At 32.9% G+C, this 19,001-nt stretch carries 17 protein-coding genes, 1 other RNA gene and 2 pseudogenes; 11 read left to right on the top strand and 9 right to left on the bottom strand.

Annotated features, from left to right (window positions below):
- Positions 1 to 2,622 (bottom strand): annotated as a pseudogene (locus tag ACFS5J_RS01670) (hypothetical protein); the annotation flags it as partial.
- 365 nt (positions 2,623 to 2,987) lie between these two features.
- Between ACFS5J_RS01670 and ACFS5J_RS01665 the strand changes: the two are divergent.
- From ACFS5J_RS01665 to ACFS5J_RS01645, 5 genes are all read left to right on the top strand, one after another.
- Complete coding sequence (locus ACFS5J_RS01665; protein ID WP_379810197.1) at positions 2,988 to 3,506, top strand: SixA phosphatase family protein; 519 nt, start codon at positions 2,988 to 2,990, stop codon at positions 3,504 to 3,506.
- Positions 3,472 to 5,598, top strand: coding sequence for a polyphosphate kinase 1 (ppk1, locus tag ACFS5J_RS01660; protein WP_379810196.1), 2,127 nt, complete (start codon positions 3,472 to 3,474; stop codon positions 5,596 to 5,598). The genes ACFS5J_RS01665 and ppk1 overlap by 35 nt, the downstream gene beginning before the upstream one ends.
- A 16-nt stretch (positions 5,599 to 5,614) precedes the next feature.
- On the top strand, positions 5,615 to 6,505 hold the full coding sequence (locus ACFS5J_RS01655) for a Ppx/GppA phosphatase family protein (RefSeq protein ID WP_379810194.1): 891 nt from the start codon (positions 5,615 to 5,617) through the stop codon (positions 6,503 to 6,505).
- A 107-nt stretch (positions 6,506 to 6,612) separates the two neighbouring features.
- Positions 6,613 to 7,197, top strand: coding sequence for a hypothetical protein (locus tag ACFS5J_RS01650; protein ID WP_379810193.1), 585 nt, complete (start codon positions 6,613 to 6,615; stop codon positions 7,195 to 7,197).
- Positions 7,198 to 7,276: 79 nt separating this feature from the next.
- A complete protein-coding gene (locus tag ACFS5J_RS01645) occupies positions 7,277 to 7,825 on the top strand; it encodes a hypothetical protein (RefSeq protein WP_379810192.1) in 549 nt (182 codons plus the stop codon).
- 4 nt (positions 7,826 to 7,829) lie between these two features.
- Here the strand turns inward: ACFS5J_RS01645 and ACFS5J_RS01640 are convergent, their stop codons facing one another.
- The 3 genes from ACFS5J_RS01640 to ACFS5J_RS01630 all read right to left on the bottom strand — a co-directional run bounded on the left by ACFS5J_RS01640 (position 7,830) and on the right by ACFS5J_RS01630 (position 9,976).
- Positions 7,830 to 8,354, bottom strand: coding sequence for a DNA polymerase III subunit gamma/tau (locus tag ACFS5J_RS01640; RefSeq protein ID WP_379810191.1), 525 nt, complete (start codon positions 8,352 to 8,354; stop codon positions 7,830 to 7,832).
- Positions 8,355 to 8,476: 122 nt separating this feature from the next.
- Positions 8,477 to 9,562 (bottom strand): DNA polymerase III subunit gamma/tau, encoded by a 1,086-nt coding sequence (gene dnaX, locus ACFS5J_RS01635; RefSeq protein ID WP_379810189.1) that lies wholly within the window; start codon positions 9,560 to 9,562, stop codon positions 8,477 to 8,479.
- Between the two features lie 105 nt (positions 9,563 to 9,667).
- The gene (locus tag ACFS5J_RS01630) at positions 9,668 to 9,976 is read right to left on the bottom strand and encodes a hypothetical protein (protein WP_379810188.1); all 309 of its coding nucleotides are present in this window, start codon (positions 9,974 to 9,976) and stop codon (positions 9,668 to 9,670) included.
- Positions 9,977 to 10,097: 121 nt separating this feature from the next.
- Between ACFS5J_RS01630 and rnpB the strand changes: the two genes are divergently transcribed.
- An RNA gene (rnpB, locus tag ACFS5J_RS01625) (RNase P RNA component class A) lies at positions 10,098 to 10,412 on the top strand.
- Between the two features lie 103 nt (positions 10,413 to 10,515).
- On the opposite strand, the pseudogene ACFS5J_RS01620 reads toward rnpB, so the two are convergent.
- The 4 genes and pseudogenes from ACFS5J_RS01620 to ACFS5J_RS01605 form a co-directional block, all read right to left on the bottom strand.
- Positions 10,516 to 10,998: pseudogene (locus ACFS5J_RS01620) on the bottom strand (DUF4328 domain-containing protein); the annotation flags it as partial.
- Between the two features lie 119 nt (positions 10,999 to 11,117).
- Entirely contained in the window at positions 11,118 to 11,702 is a 585-nt protein-coding gene (gene rsmD, locus ACFS5J_RS01615) for a 16S rRNA (guanine(966)-N(2))-methyltransferase RsmD (RefSeq protein WP_379810186.1), read from the bottom strand.
- Positions 11,699 to 12,511, bottom strand: coding sequence for a DUF3822 family protein (locus ACFS5J_RS01610; RefSeq protein ID WP_379810185.1), 813 nt, complete (start codon positions 12,509 to 12,511; stop codon positions 11,699 to 11,701). Before ACFS5J_RS01610 ends, rsmD begins: the two co-directional genes overlap by 4 nt.
- Positions 12,495 to 13,256: a hypothetical protein gene (locus tag ACFS5J_RS01605; RefSeq protein ID WP_379810184.1), complete on the bottom strand. Its 762-nt coding sequence runs from the start codon at positions 13,254 to 13,256 to the stop codon at positions 12,495 to 12,497. Before ACFS5J_RS01605 ends, ACFS5J_RS01610 begins: the two co-directional genes overlap by 17 nt.
- 122 nt (positions 13,257 to 13,378) lie before the next feature.
- On the opposite strand from ACFS5J_RS01605, the gene ACFS5J_RS01600 reads away from it, so the two are divergent.
- From ACFS5J_RS01600 to ACFS5J_RS01590, 3 genes are all read left to right on the top strand, one after another.
- On the top strand, positions 13,379 to 14,803 hold the full coding sequence (locus tag ACFS5J_RS01600; RefSeq protein ID WP_379810183.1) for an ATP-dependent DNA helicase: 1,425 nt from the start codon (positions 13,379 to 13,381) through the stop codon (positions 14,801 to 14,803).
- A gap of 112 nt (positions 14,804 to 14,915) precedes the next feature.
- Positions 14,916 to 15,647, top strand: coding sequence for a 3-deoxy-manno-octulosonate cytidylyltransferase (gene kdsB, locus ACFS5J_RS01595; protein ID WP_379810182.1), 732 nt, complete (start codon positions 14,916 to 14,918; stop codon positions 15,645 to 15,647).
- Between the two features lie 78 nt (positions 15,648 to 15,725).
- On the top strand, positions 15,726 to 16,547 hold the full coding sequence (locus tag ACFS5J_RS01590) for a hypothetical protein (protein WP_379810181.1): 822 nt from the start codon (positions 15,726 to 15,728) through the stop codon (positions 16,545 to 16,547).
- A 48-nt stretch (positions 16,548 to 16,595) separates the two neighbouring features.
- Here ACFS5J_RS01590 and ACFS5J_RS01585 read toward each other — a convergent pair whose 3' ends face one another.
- Positions 16,596 to 17,258 carry a spermidine synthase gene (locus ACFS5J_RS01585; protein WP_379810180.1) on the bottom strand — a complete coding sequence of 221 codons (663 nt, stop codon included), beginning with the start codon at positions 17,256 to 17,258 and terminating at the stop codon, positions 16,596 to 16,598.
- Positions 17,259 to 17,312: 54 nt separating this feature from the next.
- Between ACFS5J_RS01585 and ACFS5J_RS01580 the strand changes: the two genes are divergently transcribed.
- Together ACFS5J_RS01580 and ACFS5J_RS01575 are read left to right on the top strand one after the other, a co-directional pair.
- Positions 17,313 to 17,876 (top strand): 1-acyl-sn-glycerol-3-phosphate acyltransferase, encoded by a 564-nt coding sequence (locus tag ACFS5J_RS01580; RefSeq protein WP_379810179.1) that lies wholly within the window; start codon positions 17,313 to 17,315, stop codon positions 17,874 to 17,876.
- Positions 17,877 to 17,939: 63 nt separating this feature from the next.
- A complete protein-coding gene (locus tag ACFS5J_RS01575) occupies positions 17,940 to 18,974 on the top strand; it encodes a hypothetical protein (RefSeq protein WP_379810178.1) in 1,035 nt (344 codons plus the stop codon).
- The last annotated feature ends 27 nt before the right edge of the window (positions 18,975 to 19,001 follow it).

Raw genomic sequence — 19,001 nt, 5'->3', positions numbered from 1 at the left:
ACCACAATCATCCGTAGCGGTAAAGGTTACAGTAGCTGAACCAGTAGCACCACATAGATCTGAAAGCGTAGTAAAGTCGTTAGACCAAGTCACAGCCGAACAATTATCTGAAGAGGAAGCACCACCATTAGCTGCTAACCACGCATTAAGATCGGCAATGTTACCATTACCATCACATTCTACGGTTTGGTTTACAGCTTGTGTAATTAAAGTTGGCGCAGTAGTATCTTGAATAGTGAAAGTAGCCGAAGTAGTCGAGCTGTTTCCACAATCATCAGTAGCGGTAAAGGTTACAGTAGCCGAACCAGTAGCACCACATAGATCTGAAAGCGTAGTAAAGTCGTTAGACCAAGTCACAGCCGAACAATCATCTGAAGAGGAAGCACCACCATTAGCTGCTAACCACGCATTAAGATCGGCAATGTTACCATTACCATCACATTCTACGGTTTGGTTTACCGCTTGTGTAATTAAAGTTGGCGCAGTAGTATCTTGAATGGTGAATGTAGCTGTAGTAGCTGTATTGTTGAAGCAATCGTCAATTGCACTAAATTGTACTGTATATTGAATAGCTCCAGGACAAGGATTACTAGTATTTAAAACAACCCATGACCAAGAGACATCGCTATCACAATTATCGATTGCAGTAGCTCCTGCATGAGATTGTAACCATGTATTATAAGCGACAGTATTTCCGTTTCCATCACATTCCACAGTGCTATTGCTAGCTTGAGTTGTAATTGAAGGTGGAGTAGTATCTTGAATAGTAAATGTAGCAGTCGTTTCGCTAAAGTTACCACAGTCATCTGTAGCTCTAAACGTTACAGTGGCAGTACCTGTAGTACCACACTCATTGGAAATAGTATCACCAACTCTGGTCCATGTTACATTTCCACAAACATCAGAAGCGACAGCGCCACCGTTATTGTTCAACCAAGTATTGAATTCAGTTACATTTGAGGCACTACATTCCACAGTGTTATTGCTAGCTTGAGTTGTAATTGAAGGAGGAGTAGTGTCTTGAATAGTGAAAGTAGCCGTCGTTTCGCTAAAGTTACCACAGTCATCGGTAGCTCTGAAAGTTACTACAGCAGTACCAGTTGATGCACAGTCATCGGAAATAGAAGCACCAACTCTGGTCCATGTTACATTTCCACAAGCATCAGAAGCAACAGCGCCACCATTGTTGTTCAACCAAGTGTTGAATTCTGTTCCGTTAGAAACACTACATTCCACAGTGCTATTACTAGCTTGAGTTGTAATTGAGGGTGGAGTAGTATCATGTATCAAAATCGTTTGATTACACACTACTGTATTTAAGATTGTATTTTCTCCCACATCACGAACACCGTTGTCATTCACATCGTCATATTCTGTGATGGTATAGGTACGAATTACATTTGCATTACAACCAGGGTCAGCTCCATTGGTCGCAACAATTTCAATAACACCACATGGGTTATCACCAATAACTCCATCACCGTTACCTAAACTTTCAAATACAGCTTCAGTAATTATACCTTCTGCAGGCAGTAAGTCATAACATTGAAAACTAGTAGCTGGAAATGTGGGACATGTTGCTAAAAATTCGCAACAAGTAACTGCTGAAATAGTAGTGGAGTAATTTTTGGTACATCCTGCACTATCTGTAACAACTACGCTGTAAGTACCTATACCTAGATTTGAAAGATCTTCAGTCGTAGCACCGGTATTCCACAAATAGGTGTAGGGAGGAGTTCCTCCCGAAATCGTCAAGTCTATTGATGCGGTTGAACCTGGGGTACAAGTAAGACCTTGAACAACAGGTGATATAATCAATTCTGTTGGAAAATTTATTGGAAGTGTATAAGTATTTGAGAGGTTATTGGAATCGGTTACTGTAAGCGTTACTGAAGTAGGACTACCTGTATTGAATACATAGGTTGGGTTTTCAACAGTAGAAACTGTTGGACCATTTGTGCCTAAACTCCAAGCATAAGTATAAGGAGGAGTTCCTCCATTTGTTGTAGATTCAAAATTAATGGTGGAAGAAGTTCCTACAGTACAACCGCTATATTCAAATTGTACAGCTAATGGAGCTGTAACAACAATTGCATCAGGTGTTCCACATTGAGACTTTCCAAATGTATTACAATCATATAAAAGATTTGGATTTCCACTATTACTAGTTTTCCAAACGAGTAATATTCTTGTTAAATCGATTTCTTGACCACAAACCCAGTTGAAAGGACCGTAGAGTTGTCTTTGACCCGCTCCTGGAGTAATGGTTCCTAATTCAACATTAAGTTGAATGGTTACTCCATCTATAATCAAATCAGCAAACAATCTAGCAAAGTACACGGAACTATTAGAGTTTGAAGTGTAATTAAGCATGATGTACAAAGGTGCTGTAGCACCTGGAGTACAAGTGAAGTCGTTTAAGGGTTGACCATTTACATTCGTCAAACTCAAAAATACATCATCAATGGTATAATTGTTCGAAGTACAATTGTAATAATCTTCATAATAATTGGGAGGATTTCCACAAAGTCTTAAATCAGGTTGCTGCGCATTAAACTGCGCATAAGACACGTTGAAACCCATTGCTATAAATAGCAAGAGTAGTGTAATTTTTGTTCTCATAACCTCTACTTTTAATTAAACAAAATTCTAGCCAATGAAGGCTCAATAAATGGGTTAGGTAAGTTTGTTGTTACTTGGGGGTAAAAACTTAGGTCAATAAAAAAAATGGGGAAATTTTTTTAATTGAAGCTTTAAAAAAGCTTCTTTAAAATCCTTTTACATCGGAGTGTAAATTATGTTCATAAGGGGGCTTTGTTATTAATAGCTGGGACTAAATTAGTTAATATGAAAGGCTATTCTTGAATTAAGGGATCATTTTTCGATGAAGTGTTTTATAAATCCTATGAACTAACATTTTTTTTATTCTTTGAGGTTCGATTTTTTAGTTTTTTTTTAGTTACTTTATAATACAAAACCACAGGCATATGAAAAATTTAATCTTAATTAGACACTCCAAATCAAGTTGGGAAACCCCTTCAAAGGATATTGATAGACCATTATCCAAAAGAGGTATTCATAATGCACATTTAATTTCTGAAAAAATTAACGTAATACTCCCTAAGACTTATGTTGTTTGGTCTAGTATTGCAAAAAGGGCTAAAGAAACGGCTATGATATTTTCTCAAAATCTCATGATTCCTTATGAAAACATCATATTAAGAGATGATTTATACACTTTTGAAGAGAAAAAATTAGAAGAGTCTATAAAAAATTGTGAAAATAGATATGATAATTTAATTCTTTTTGGACATAATGGGGCTATTACGAATTTTGTTAATAAATTTGGGGACCTTTTAATCGAAAATGTACCAACATCTGGTGTTGTTTCAATGAAGTTTGATATTGATGCGTGGTCCAATTTACAAAAAGGTCAAATCATTAAAACCGTTTTCCCAAGTCACTTTAAGCATGAACAGTACAAATCTGAATCAGTACATAGATAGAGAAAAAAGCTGGTTAACTTTTAACGCAAGAGTATTACAAGAAGCTGCAGATGAGTCTGTCCCATTGTTGGATAGGCTTCGTTTTTTAGGAATATTTTCAAATAATTTAGATGAATTTTTCAGAGTGCGTTATGCAGCCATTCGCAGAATGCGTTTCGAAAATATAGACACTGAAAAAATCTTAGGAGGTATTTCAGCTGAAAAACTATTGAAAGAAATTACCGAAGTAGTAATTGAGCATCAATCAGAAAGTTTACGTATTTTAAGTGAAATTGAATCGAAACTCGAGAGAGAAAATATTTACATTATTACTGAGAATGAAATTTCGAAAGAACATGAAAATTTTATTAAAGATTATTTCATTCAAAAAGTAAGTCCTGCGGTTGTAACCATCATGTTAAATGATTTGGATACCTTCCCATTGTTAAAAGACACTTCGGGATATTTGGCGGTGAAATTAGTAATGAATACTAGTTCGAATAAACATTCAAATGTTGGTGGAAAGTTACATACAGAAGAAGATGAAGAAATCCGTTATGCTATAGTAGAAATACCAAGTACAATCAACCGTTTTGTGGTTTTACCTTCGAATAATGAAAAGCAATATATCATCTTGTTAGATGATGTAATTCGTTACAATTTGAATTATATCTTCAATATATTCGATTATAAGAGTATTGAAGCCCATATGATTAAAATTACACGTGATGCGGAATTGGAATTTGATAGTGATTTGAGTAAAAGTTTTATTGAAAAGATATCTGACAGTGTAAAAGAAAGACGTGTAGGAGAAACGGTTCGTTTTATCTACGATCAGGGTATTGGAAAAGATACTTTGTCGTTTCTATTGGATAGAATGAAAATTGATAGCTCAGATAGTATAATTCCCGGTGGACGTTACCATAACCGACGCGATTACATGAATTTTCCAAATTTAGGGCGCTATGATTTGTTGTACAAAGAAAATTCTCCTTTACCTATTCCTGGATTGAATCTGGAAGGAAGTATTTTAGGTAAAATTCGCCAAAGAGATTATTTATTAAATGCACCTTATCAGTCTTTTTCATACATCATCAAATTTTTGCGTGAAGCAGCTTTGGATCCAAAAGTAGTTTCAATCAAGATAACGTTATACCGTTTAGCAAAAAATTCGCAAATTGTAAGTAGCTTGATTAATGCTGCCAAAAATGGAAAGAAAGTAACCGTTCAAATAGAATTACAAGCTCGTTTTGATGAAGCGAGTAATATATCATATGCCGAACAAATGCAAACCGAAGGGATTGATTTGATTTTTGGTGTAAAAGGTTTAAAAGTACACAGTAAGATTTGTGTAATTGAACGATTGGAAAACAATAAAGTGAAACGTTATGGTTTTATTTCAACTGGAAATTTCAACGAAAATTCAGCAAAAGTTTATACCGATGTTACGTTATTTACAGCAAATCCTAGAATTTTAAAGGATACGGCACATGTTTTTGATTTCTTTGAAATTAATTATAAAGTACACCGATACAAGCATTTAATTGTATCGCCACATTATACACGTTTAAAATTTAATAAATTGATTGAACGTGAGATGCAAAATGCACTCTTAGGTAAAGAAGCATTTATTAAACTAAAAATGAACAGCTTATCGGATTTTAGAATGATTGATAAGTTATACGATGCAAGTCGTGCAGGAGTTAAAATTCAATTGATTATTCGTGGTATTTGTTGTTTGATTCCCGGAGTTCCGGGTATGAGTGAAAATATTGAAGCTATAAGTATAGTGGACCATTATCTAGAACATTCTCGCATTTATGTTTTTGGTAATGGAGGTAATCCAGATGTATTTATTTCTTCTGCCGATTTTATGACGCGTAATATTGATGCTAGGGTAGAAGTAACGTGTCCGATATATGATGAAGAAATTAAAAATGAATTAATTGAAACTTTTGACATAGGTTGGAAAGCCAATGTAAAAGCCCGTTTGCAATCAAAAGATTTAAAAAATTCGTATCGTAAAAGAGGTGAAGAAAAACCATTCCGAGCACAATTGGAAATGTACAATTATTACCGTAACAAGTTAGAAGTTATTACAGAAAAGATCTAAAGGAAAGCACAAGAGAATGATTACTTTAAAAAAATATGCAGCAATAGACATTGGTTCTAACGCCATGCGACTTTTAATAACCAATATTGTTGAACAAAAAGGGCAACCTACTCAGTTCAATAAGAGTTCATTAGTGCGTGTTCCGATTCGTTTGGGGCAAGATGCTTTTACTGTTGGAGACATTTCTGAAGATAATATAACCCGCATGGTAGATGCTATGAAAGCTTTCAATTTATTGATGAAAGTACACAAGGTTGAAAAATACAAAGCATGTGCTACTTCGGCAATGCGAGAAGCTAACAACGGTGTTGATGTGGTTAACTTAATCAAGAAAAAAGCCGATATTAAGATTGATATTATCGATGGAAAAAAAGAGGCTTCTATAATAGCAACTTCCGATTTAAAACAATTTATAAATTCCGACAAAACCTATTTGTATGTTGATGTGGGAGGGGGAAGTACTGAATTTTCATTGTTTCACGAAGGTAAAATTGTATCGTCAAAATCATTCAAAAATGGTACAGTTCGTTTGTTGAATAATATGGTTTCGGATATTGTTTGGACCGAAATTGAAAAATGGATTAAAGTTACCGTAGCTCCTTATGATGAAATTACTTTAATAGGTTCTGGTGGAAATATTAATAAATTATTCAAATTATCGGAAAAACACCAAACTAAACCGTTATCATACATGTATGTGAATGCGCAATATCAAAAGTTGAACGCTTTAACTTACGAACAACGCATTGCAGAATTAGGTTTAAACCCCGATCGGGCTGACGTTATTATTCCGGCAATACGCATTTATTTGAATGCCATGAAATGGAGTGGAGCTAGACAAATTTATGTGCCAAAAATTGGACTTTCTGATGGTATTGTAAAAGCGATGTATTACGGGCGTATTTAAAAAAGTAAGTTGTAAAAATCGCTTTTAAGCCAAAAACATTTTTTTGAACCTATTCCAATAGAATGATGAAAATAAAATTTTCAAAATGCATTGTATTTTTATTTTTTATGAATTTATCTTTTAGTCAAAATATAGATGGGAAATGGATATTAACTAAAAGTGCAGATACTTATTTGGTTCCAAAAATAAATTTGTTTGAATTCAAAGACGGAAAATTAATCTCATATGATTTTGAAAAAATTCATTTCACTAGAAGTTATAAAATTTTAGATCACAAAGTATTTGTCGATGACAAGTTCTTTGGAAATATAGAATTTATAAATGAAAAGCGATTTACTTTATCCAATAGAAATGAAAAAGGAGGTGCTTTAGTAGACTTCGTAAAATTAGAAGTAACGAAAACTAAACTTTCAATAAGTGAAATAGAAAGACTTTCATTTATAAATTCAGAATATAAATTTAAAGTAGCTTTTAATGTTGAATTAGAGCATCCATTCTTTGTCGAAGCTACTAATGGTAAGTCTTCACACAAAATGCAATTGCATGAAATTCAGCAAACATATTTTATTTTTGATTATCAAGGTGGTCATCTAGACACTGTAATACCAATCAGAGAAATTACGGATGAATATATTGAAATCTATGGATTCTCGAGAGAGGAGCCATACGAAATGAAATTATTACGGATTTAGCAGTGTTTTTTATAACAAAATAAAAAAGGCTGTTATACACTAAATCGCAAATCGTTTTAAACCAACTGTAAATTAAATTATGTGTAGATATTCAACTTTATCATATAAACCACATTATGCATGCTTTACTTGTCGTAAGAGTTTTAAACGTAGATTATTATGGGATATTAGCCGTGATAGTAAAATTGATAAAGAGGCGAAATGTCCGCAGTGTGGTGAGTTAATGGCTGATATGGGACTTGACTTTGAATCGCCCAAAAAGGATGATATAAAACAATGGAAACACATACAAAATCTATACAAAGTTGGCATAACGTTTCATTCTTGTGGTTGTAGCGGGCCAGGTTATATCCCACAAGATATACAAACGTTGGTAGCGTACTTTGAAGAAATTTTAAAAGAATATCATAAACAATTAGTTTTTTGGCGTAACAGAATAGAACCTACAACAAATAGTGCAATTCAAAGTGAGAAAAGTAAACATTGGACTACTATTAGTCAATTTCCATTAGAATTTCGTGCTAAAGCTGGGGTAATAACAAATGAAGAAGTAATTAGATATTGGTTGAATAGGATAAAAGAAGTTGAGCAAAAGCTAGAAATTATAAAAATAGCTAAAACTAATTAATGATTTACACATCCAAATCAAACATTTTTTTAAGCAATTCCAAGTTTGGGTTTATACTTTTCAATTTTTCAAATTTTTCAATAGGGGTAAATGCATATCTGGTTTCGGTAACTTCATTTACTTGTACTTCTATTGTAATATCGTGATTGTGTAATTTCCCTCTTAAATAACCCAATAGTTCATTATGTCCCGTTAAAAATTCTTCTTTGGTACTTTGGTTGGGTAACTCTAATACTATAGTAGTTCCGTCTAAAACCGGATCATTCATTTGCATGTAAGTAGCCATCAATCGTTTTCCTTGATCGGTAAGGCGCTGTGCAAATTTGTTCCAAAGCAACAACATATCGGTTTCAGTAAATTTCTCCGTTGGTAAAGTATCGTGATGTCTAACTTGACCCAATTGTTGGGCTTCGATAGCTTTTTTAGCACGTATACTTGCCAATGAAAATGCTGAAACTTTAGGAACCCCATCATTAGCCGGCGTAACTATAATTGGTGGAGGTGTTGGTTTTATAGTAACAGCAGCCAATGGCTCTTGTACTATTTCTGTTTTGGGAGTAGCAACCTCAATTTTTTCTGCTGTTGGAGTAATTTTTGGTTGTGCTACTTCAACAATAGAGTAAGCGTTATTCCTATAATATGTTGCTGGAATTATAAAGGACTTAGCTTTTTTTTTTCTCCATCAACAGTGATAGAGGCCAATTGCATCAAACAAAGTTCAACTAGCAAACGCTGATTTTGACTATTTTTAAATTTCAAATCACAATCATTGGCCAATTCAATTCCCTTTAATAAAAAGTCTTGAGATGCTTTTTGTGCTTGAGAACTGTAAAGTGCTTGAGCTTGTTCTCCTGCTTCAAGTAAAGTTAAAGTGGCAGGATTTTTACAAACCAATAAGTCTCTAAAATGCGATGCCAATCCTGCAATAAAATGGTGTCCATCAAAACCTCTAGCTAAAATATCATTGTAAGCAACTAGTAGTTCAGGAATTTTATTTTCTAATAGTAGATCGGTTATTTTGATATAATATTCAAAATCAAGTACATTTAAATTCTCCGTTACGGCTTGTCGGGTTAAGTTGGTACCACAATACGAAACGACACGATCAAATATAGAAAGGGCATCACGCATAGCACCGTCAGCCTTTTGGGCTATAATGTGTAAAGCATCATCTTCAAAAGTAACACCTTGTTCACTAGCAATTTCCGCTAAATGCACTTTAGCATCTTTAACACTGATACGTTTAAAATCAAAAATTTGACAACGCGATAATATCGTTGGAATAATTTTGTGCTTTTCTGTAGTTGCTAAAATAAAAATAGCATGCTTAGGTGGCTCCTCCAAAGTTTTAAGAAAAGCATTAAAAGCGGCTTGTGAAAGCATGTGTACCTCGTCGACAATATACACTTTGTATTTACCCGTTTGAGGCGGTATACGCACTTGATCAATAATGTTTCGAATATCATCCACACTATTGTTTGATGCAGCATCAAGTTCGAATACGTTGAACGAAAAATCTTCATAAGGGTCATCATAACCTTCTTGATTGATTTTACGTGCCAAAATACGCGCACAAGTCGTTTTACCAACACCGCGAGGTCCGGTAAACAATAAAGCCTGTGCCAAATGATTATTTGCTATGGCATTTAATAAAGTATTAGTAATGGCTTTCTGTCCCACAACATCCTTAAAGGTTTGTGGACGGTATTTACGTGCCGATACTATAAATTGTTCCATAACTAAAATTGAAATACAAATATAGTATTTTTGTTTGGCTGTGTAAACCTAGCATAGGTTTATTGGAAAAAAGTTATTCACATTTTTATAAGCTATATGATGAAATTATAGCGACCCTTCTGTAGAAGGCTTAATGGATAAATTTTGAATAATTTTTGAAGATTCTGTAGAAGAATTTGCGGCATTTCCGATTACAAACACACCTTTCAAACCAAATTTAGAAGCGATGCCATAAACACTAGATTCGTCATCTGGGTTTGAATCCCCTTCATAGCGGTAAATATGTTGAATACTATAATCTTCTGGATGAAGTTTTAAATCGCCTCCATTCAAGTTAAAGTCATAGGTAAAACCGAGTTCTCTTAATTTTTGCAACGCCTTTGAAACCGATGCATAATGATATATTGCAGACATGATTTTTGATTTAAAGTGTTGTACACTATAAAGTTACAATTTTCAAATTTATTTTTACTGTAGAGAATGTTAAACTCTTATTGGAATATGTGAAAAGGAACTTAATTTATTGTAAGTTTGCAGCGCAGACCGCCTTATCGTCGTCCTATTCATATAGGAGGGAGGAAAGTCCGGACACCACAGAGTAGCATAATGGGTAATGCCCATCCGCCGAAAGGTGAGGACAAGTGCAACAGAAAGCAGGTACAGGTAATGCTGTAGTGAAACCAGGTAAACTCTATGCGGTGAAATGCCATGTATATCAACAATTAAGGGCTACTCGTCCAATGTTGAGGGGTAGGCAGCTTGAGTTTCGTAGTAATACGAAATCTAGATAAATGATAAGGGTTTCAATTTTATTGAAATACAGAATCCGGCTTATAGGTCTGCATTTTTTCTTCTAATTTTTCATCAGATTCTAGAAATGCAATTCCAGTTGCATCATTTTCGTTTGGTTCTTGATAGTGATGAAAGGCTTTTTCAATATCGCTATAGTCTTTAATTACTTTTATGGCTAAAATAGCCGAAAGTATCGTTACTAAAGCTGAAATAATACTCCAAATGGTACTAATGTTGAACTCTTCTAAAGTTTCGACTTTTTGAGTGATAGTATAATTGATTCGATCGATAATTGTTGAAATAATCCAAATTGTCCACCACCAACTTACAGTTGTAGTTTTTGTAGTTTTGGTATATGAGGAATCATTTTTTCGAAGAAATTTTTCGGTTTCAACATATAATTCTTTCATAATTTGGTAAGGACGAAACCAATTTACAATAGGAACAAACCAACTACCGGCTGCCCAGCCTTCAGAATGTTCTAAATAATTGACACGTTGGTGCAGATTATAATATGCTCTACGAAACCAACAGATATATGTAGTTGCTGAAGTGATAAAAGCAATAATCAACAAAACACCAATTGTAGTTTGTCTTAAATCATTGTTTTCGGCTTCTTGATTGGTAAACCCAATTTGTAGCATTTCATATTGCATAATATCAAACAATAAAGAAATGATTTGAATGACAACCACAACTATTATTAGAAGTATAGCAGTTTTGGCTCTTTTTTCATTGGGTTTTAAAACAATCATAATATATTTTATTCGGTATCGTTTTCTTCAAAATCCTCATTTTCATCCTCTTCCATTTCATATTCGAAAAAAGTGAAGGTTGTGCCTCCGTAACTTTTAGCGAACGAAAAATGAGGCATGTGTTCCAATTTTGTATCTTTTGAATGTTCAACAATCAACATACCTTCTTCATCCAAAATATTATTTTCGAAAACTAAAGTGATGATACTTTCAAATTCCTTTTGTGTAAGGTGGTAAGGGGGATCTGCAAAAACAATATCAAATGAGTTTTTGCAATTCTCTAAATATTTGAATGCATCACTTTTGAAAGCAGTAATGTCAAAATCAAATTCCGCAGCCGTTTTTTTGATGAAAGCCACACATCCAAAATCGCCATCAACACAAGTAATAGGTGCCGAACCTCTAGAAGCAAATTCATAACTGATATTTCCGGTACCAGCAAAAAGTTCTAAAACTTTTAATTCTGTAAAATTAAAATGATTATTTAGAATATTGAATAGTGCTTCTTTCGCCATATCAGTCGTAGGGCGTACGGGTAATTTCTTAGGGGCAACCAAACGGCGGCCTTTATATTTTCCAGATATTATTCTCATGACTGATACAGTATAAAATTTTTACGAATTGTAGCGGCGTTAATATTTAATTTGGTTTCCAATTGACTCACATCCAGCAATTGACAATTTCTAATATAGGTATAAGCAATGGAAAAATAAACATCATTCTCTTGAATAGCACCCAATAATTGAACCGTCGTTGTTTCAGGGTTTAATTGTAATTGTTCAAAGGTAAACAATACATAATAAATAAAATCCTCTGGAGTTTGATACTCAAACGAATTATAAAAGATTAATTCCTTGTTTTTCAAAACTACAAGTTCAAAATGTCCATCCTGTACATGGATGTAAACTTGTTTTTCATCAGTAAAATTGCTATTTACAAGTAATTTATTGACCAATATAGTATTACTATTTTGATAATCAAAAGTAGGGTATTGGTCCAGAAAGAAGTTATTAATGTTCACGTAAGGCACATGTACATTTTGTAGAGAATAATTTTCCAGTGAATCATATGCAAATAAATCGGTATCAAAAACCTTTACGTTGTATTGTAAATAACTCCCTAAGAAATTGGCATCAAATAAAGAATTGGGGACAAAGGTGTTTAAGTTATTATCGTGTATTATCATCACTTGATCATACGAATCATTTAAAATTGGATAATCCACAAATACTTTCCAAAGCTGTTCTTCTATAATTTGATTTTTGGGAAAAGTTATAGTATTCGAATGACTTATTGTATGAGTAATAAGGTCAAAGACACAAAAAGAAAGTCCATTCAAAGCAACTTGAATGGACAACTTTTTATATTTTTTTTGAGTAATATCGTTATTCGTTGTTGCCATATCTTTTTGGCCAGTTTCCAGAAACTACTGCTTCTTCAAGTGAACCTAAAATAATTTTATCACCGTTAATTTCGTTAATATCTTCTACTTTGTTTTCTTGAGCAACCAATTCTTGGTCTAAATCTGCTAAAATTGCATTTTTATCAATAATTGCTTGAAAAACAGGAACTTTAATATCATTTCTTTCAATAAAACCAGCTTTCATATCAACTGTAACTTCAATATTCCCAGCTTTAACTACATTCAAACGCTTGTAACGATCTGAATCCTTAAATAATGAATCTCTTACCGAAACATATCCTAAAGTATCAATAACCACGATATCTTTAAAGAAACCACCTTTACCAGTAGCATCAGTAGTTATTCGGAAAGCAGCATTTTTCTTAGTATCAATAACTGCCGTATCCTTTCTCGATACAATAGCAAATTTTTCATTTTCAATAAAACGCGTTAATTCTTCAAAGCTTTCCGCATATTTACCATATACAGTCTTGTAGCCTGATTGCGCTTTTTTGATGTCCATTAATTTTCTAACGGCTACTTCATATCGCTCTGTCTTATCCTTTTTGAATTCAATAGGTTTCATAATTGAACTGTAAATTGAATACGCTAAAAAAGCTGTTACAACCCATAGAAAGATAGATACAAACATTCTAGCATTGCTAGGTAAAAATTTGTCTATAAGTTTAACTAAACCTACAGCTACAACACAAGTTGCAATAATAAATAAAACTAGTACTAACATTTTATTGAATAATTTTTAGTTTAATAGGTACGCAAATCTACAATTTTTTTTTCTACTCAAAAGAAATTCTTATAAAAATCCGCTGTATCTTTGGAAAAATATACAAGCCAAATTACTACAGAATGACTTCTTTGCTGTTTTACAAAACTTTACGAAATAATTTCCCTTACGAACCTACTCTCAAGCAAGATATTTTTTTTCAGAAAATAGCTGATTTTGTTGTAAGTACACGTCATGATGAGTTGTTTGTATTGAAAGGTTATGCCGGAACAGGAAAAACAACTATTATTTCAACACTTGTTCATTATTTAAAAAACGCAGAACGAAAATTTATATTGTTGGCACCCACCGGTAGAGCGGCAAAGGTAATCAGCAATTATTCAGAAAAACCAGCGCATACCATTCACAAACGTATTTATTTTCCAAAGAAAAATAATTCTGGTGGAGTTGCTTTTACATTGCAACCCAATAAGTTTAAAAACACCATATTTATAGTCGATGAATCGTCTATGATTGCCGACAATGCAGTTGATTCTCAAAATTACCAAAACGGTTCTCTTTTAGATGATTTGATGACATATGTTGATGCAGGCCAAAATTGCAAGATGATATTAATAGGGGACACTGCCCAATTACCTCCCGTTAATATGGATATCAGTCCAGCATTGGATATCGACCGTTTATCACTACATTATAATAAGGAAGTTTTTCATATCGAATTAGACGAGGTGATGCGTCAAGAAGAAAATTCTGGGATTTTATACAATGCCACAGCATTACGCGAAATTTTAAAATCTCATTTTATGGATACTTTTCAATTTCAATTGAAAGGTTTTAAAGATATCGTACGATTACAAGATGGTTATGAAATTCAGGATGCAATTTTTGATTCCTTTCAACAAAATGGAGTAGAGGAAACTGCTTTTATCGTTCGTTCCAATAAAAGAGCCAATCAATACAACGAACAAATTCGAACCAGAATTTTATCGCGTGAAAGTGAAATTTCAACCGGAGATTTGATGATGGTAGTGAAAAACAATTATTTTTGGTTAAAAGATTCTACTGAAGCTGATTTTATAGCCAACGGCGATATCATTGAAATTCTGAGAATTAAAAATACAATTGCTTTATACGGTTTTCGATTTGCCAATGTGACAGTACGAATGATTGATTATCCCAATCAAGCACCTTTTGAAACGGTACTGCTTTTGGACACCATTTCGAGTGAATCACCATCATTAACATATGAAGAATCCAATCGTTTGTACCAAGAAGTATTACTGGATTATGCTGATGAACGACAACAATATAAAAAGACGCAGAAAGTAAAAGAAAATGTGTACTTTAATGCTTTGCAAGTCAAATTTTCGTATGCCATTACGTGTCATAAATCGCAAGGAGGACAGTGGAATACGGTTTTTATAGAGCAACCGTATTTACCCGATGGTATTTCTCGTGATTACATCCGTTGGTTGTATACAGCGGTTACCCGTGCCAAAGAAAAATTATATTTAATTGGTTTTAAAGAGGAGTATTTTGTTCAATAGAAAGGAATCCTTTTTCTAATAAAATTTGAATTTCAAGTGAATAATCAAATTTAAAAAGGATTATATTAGACGTTTTATCAAGTTTGAATTATTTAGCATTAAAAAATAAAGAATGAAAATTATAGCCGTTATTCCAGCTCGTTATGCATCAACGCGTTTTCCTGCAAAATTACTACAAGATTTAGGAGGGAAAACGGTAATTATGCGTACCTATGAGGCAGCAGTAAAAACAGCACTTTTTGATGATGTTTTTGTAGTGACCGATTCAGAATTAATTTATAATGAAATTATTTCCAATGGAGGAAAAGCTATCATGTCGAAAAAAGAGCATGAGAGTGGTAGTGATAGAATAGCGGAAGCAGTCGAAAACATGGAAGTTGATGTGGTAATCAATGTACAAGGAGATGAACCTTTTATTGATAAAAAACCACTTGAAGAAGTGATAGCAGTTTTTAAAGCCGATCATGATAAAAAGGTAGATTTGGCCTCTTTAATGTTTGAAATAAAAGAGAAAACGGACATTGAAAATCCAAATAATGTAAAGGTCATTGTGGACCAACAAGGCTTTGCGTTGTATTTTTCACGTTCTGTTATTCCGTATCCACGTGAGGAAAATGTTGGGGTGCGTTATATGAAACACATTGGCATCTATGCATTTAGAAAAGAAGCTTTGATGGATTTTTATAAATTGCCAATGCTTGCTTTGGAAGCTTCTGAAAAATTAGAACAACTGCGTTATCTGGAATATGGAAAACGAATCAAAATGGTTGAAACGACTCATGCGAGTATTGGTATCGATACACCTGAGGATTTGGAGAAAGCGAGATTGTTAGTCTTAAAATAACAGCTACTTGAGTTATAAAGTAAACTAATAGATGAATTTAATTTTGTTACTGAAGAGTAAATGCAAAAACATATAGTAATGAATAAAGTATTAACATATTTAGGCTTCTTTATTATTTTCTTTTCGCTTCAGTTTTGTATTAAAAAATCAGATAATTACATTTCTATAATTTCAGTTCCTAATGATAGTATCAGGGGGCAGGCTTTTATAGGCAAAAAGAATAGTTCAGTAATTTATACCCCAAAGGGAAATTTTATTCAAGTAATACAGCCAGATTCTGGAATTTGGAGAAATTTAATTATCAAAAAATCTAATAATGAAATTAAATCAAAACTTTTTTTTCATGATGATAATGTAAATGTTAGTTTGATTTATGATAGTTTAAAAAAAGGGAATTATGAATTGTATTTCATATCTGATTTAAAAGATACTATTTCGAAAGCAATAAATTTTGAAAAAAACATAGAACTAAAATTTCCAGTTGAAATAAATGATTTTTACTCTATAAGAAATCTTAAATATTTAAATATTGATAAATTAAATAAAAATGACACACTTCAATTATTTTACAAAAAAGTAGGTTGTTTTAATGGTTCATTAAAACTCATTGAGTTTATAAATAATGAACAAAATGAGTTTTCATTTAGAAGAAAAAATTTAACCTTCACTTTGGAAGAAGACTCAAATGAACCTTGGGTATATTCAAAAAGTGAAAATATAAAAAATGATTTGAATGAATTTCTGTCAACTATGAAAAACTTAGATGTGAAAGAAATAAACTATTGTTCCGCTCAAATTGATTATATATTTAGGATTAAAGGTGAAAAAACTATTTATTGGGGTAAAGACAATGCATGTGAATTGATAGAGGATACTTATGATTTTTTTGAATTTGAATAAATAACATGTTTTGGAATATGTACCAAAAAATCAGATTTAATTTAAAAATCAAGCCAATTTCTTAATGGTAAAAAGTTCATTATGATCTTCAACCTTTGGATACATTCTCACAGAATAATGAGTGTCAAATGAATTGCTAAAAACTTGATTCCGCTCCTTATCTTTTTTAGTTAAAACCATGGTGTTGAATAAGATAAATCCATTTACCTTAACAGATTGATTAAGTTTGTTAATGAAATATTTTTCAAATAAAAAGGAAGGCATCGTAGTATCTTGAAATATATCAATAATGATTAAATCGTATGTCGTTTGCGATTTTAATATGAATTCAAAGGCATCTTCAATTACAATTTCCAAATTGGGAATGGTATCCAATTGGAAGTAAGTGTTAGCAATTTCAATGATATTTTCATCAATTTCAACACCAGTAATTTTACCTGTAAAATGAACTTCATTCACTAATGTTTTAATTACACTTCCGCCCGCAACTCCAAGAACCAAAATGCTTTCAAAATTTTTTATACGTTCAAATCCTATGTATTTTAAACCTTTTCGTAAAATGCGTTGTAGACTTCCATAGGAATAATTTGTATTTTCAGAATCGAGAACAAGTTGACCATTATTCCACGTAACTTCAAGATTTTTACTGTATTCAGAAGGTTTTTTAAAAATTTTAATGGGTAATATATAACTTAGAATTTGGTTAATCATGGTAATTTTTGTTTCTAATGGTAAATATATGTTATTTTTGAATAAATATTCGTGATGAAAAAGCGCTTATACCAATTTATCTTCTGTAATCTTATGGGGTGGACTATAAAGGGTTCAATTACTCCAGAATTGAAAAAATGTGTGATGATAGTTGTACCGCATACAAGTTGGCATGACTTTTATCTGGGTGTATTTACGCGAGGGATAACCCAATTGGAAATGAATTTTGTAGCCAAAAAAGAATTGTTTCGTTTTCCTTTTGGTTATTTTTTCAAATGGATGGGAGGCGCACCTTTGAATCGACAAAAAAACGAAAATAAGGTAGAGGCTATTGCTAAAGTTTTCGAATCAAAAGAAGTTTTCAGACTAGCTATTGCTCCAGAAGGAACACGTAAAAAAGTTTCCGAATGGAAAACAGGATTTTATTACATAGCGGTTAAGGCCAATATACCAATAATACCCGTTGCGTTTGATTATGGAAAAAAAACAGTTTTCATTCATGACCCTTATTTTCCGACTAATGATATTGAAAAGGATATTAGAATCCTAGAAAAGTATTATACAGGTGTTGTTGGTAAAGTGCAGGAATATAGCTATATACCAAAATCGAATGCTTAATTAAAACCAAAGTTTATTTTTCTACGTATATGAGTTTTAACTAACAATAAAACTTATAGTCTTATGAAAAATTTACTTTTATTAGGCCTAGTATCTTCACTTGCCTTACTATCGTGTTCAGATGATGATACTGTTGTTCAGACGCCTGAAACACCAAATCCTACTCCTGTTGCAGAACCTGTAGCCAAACTCGTCACAGCAAGTAATACTACTGGAAAAATTTCATATACCAATTTATTAAACACTTCCGCAACAACTTTATCTTTTAGTGTTGATGGCATGGACAATGATGGTATTTTTTACAATAATGATACGGACGAAATTATTTTAGCATCAAGAACTAATAATCGTATTGAAACCTATTCTGGTTTAAATAATGCCATAATGAGTGGAATGGATAATTTAAGCATGACACACACAAGTTCCAACATGCACTTTACAAATCCAAGAGAAATTGCAGTTTCAGGTGATAAAATAATAGTGACACAAGACCAAGCGGCTAGTAATGGAGACACCAATAAATTATTCGTGTATCAAAAATCAAGCTCAGGATATGCTTTAATAGGTGATTATACATTAGATTTTAAAGTATGGGGGATTCATATGGAAGGAAATGATTTATTTGCAATAGTTGATTTAACGAGCGACATTGTAGTGTTTAATAATTTCTTTTCAATGGCAGACGGTATGATAATGCCATCAAAAAGAGTAAGTATAGAAGGTTTAGTACGCACTCACGGTATTACACATTCTATTGAAGATAATGTCATGATTCTTACAGACGTAGCAAGTGCTTCAGATGCTACCGATGGAGGTATTGTTATAATTTCAAATTTTTCAAGTGTGTTTGCGGCTACATCAAATATGGGAACAATTGCTATGAGTAACCAAAAAAGAATCTACGGTCCGAACACGGCTTTAGGAAATCCTGTTGACGTTGCTTATGATTACGAAACGAATTTGATATATGTTGCAGAACGTGCAAATGGAGGAGGAAAGGTGTTGACTTTTGATATGCCAATGATGTCTGGAGATATAGCACCAGCATTTTCGAGAGATGAAGCAGGAGTAGCGTCTGTTTTCCTACATCGCGAATAAATTTTGATTTAATACCTTTAAAAGGCG

This window comes from Flavobacterium chuncheonense (genome assembly GCF_042686145.1).
Taxonomy (GTDB): domain Bacteria; phylum Bacteroidota; class Bacteroidia; order Flavobacteriales; family Flavobacteriaceae; genus Flavobacterium; species Flavobacterium chuncheonense.
The sequence above is the reverse complement of the archived record's forward strand: the minus strand, read 5'-3'. Positions and strand labels throughout refer to the sequence as shown.